The organism is Borrelia persica No12 (assembly GCF_000500045.1).
GTDB lineage: Bacteria > Spirochaetota > Spirochaetia > Borreliales > Borreliaceae > Borrelia > Borrelia persica.
This window is the reverse complement of sequence record NZ_AYOT01000124.1, coordinates 1-569: the sequence shown is the minus strand read 5'-3', so window position 1 is coordinate 569 and position 569 is coordinate 1. Positions and strand designations below refer to the sequence as shown.

General features: G+C 28.7%; 1 protein-coding gene and 1 pseudogene. Both read left to right on the top strand.

Annotated features, from left to right (window positions below):
* Positions 1-219 (top strand): annotated as a pseudogene (locus U881_RS0102510) (hypothetical protein); the annotation flags it as partial.
* Positions 220-233: 14 nt separating this feature from the next.
* The coding region (locus U881_RS10590; protein ID WP_024653134.1) for a DUF3890 domain-containing protein at positions 234-569 on the top strand (336 nt) is incomplete at its 3' end.

Here is a 569-nt window from a genome sequence, read left to right as displayed (position 1 = left end):
TATATTGAGACAAGTAACTTACTTTCACACCAAATACTTATTTATCCATTAAATGCAGAACTCATTAAATTTAAACCAAGTAAGTATATGTTACCAATGCCAAATGAACAAATTGATAAAGATTCAACTGATATTGCGCATTCATATCTTGATTTTGTACTAGGTGGTTTACTTGCAACACAAAATAGTATTTTAAGAGTTGATATCAAGCAAAGTTAACTTAGGGTATTTAAATGTCTGGTGATAATTTGAATGCGTTTTACACAAAGCTAATTACTGCACTTGGAGTCTCAAATACTGATTTTAGTTTTCAATCATTTACATACGAGATTGAGCTTRTCGAAGGCATTTTTGAGTCTTCTAGCATTAATTACTTGAACTTGAGTCAACAACAAATGTTTTTACTTTTCTATTATTATTTGGGATGCAAACTTTCTCGTAAAGGAATAATACGAGAAATAAGTATTGACCGAATTAAAAAAGAAAAATTCAATGAACTTGAAATTGATTATTATCAACAAGAAAATAACGAAAGTTGTGAATCTCAAGATTATTGTGGCTCTTTTAAC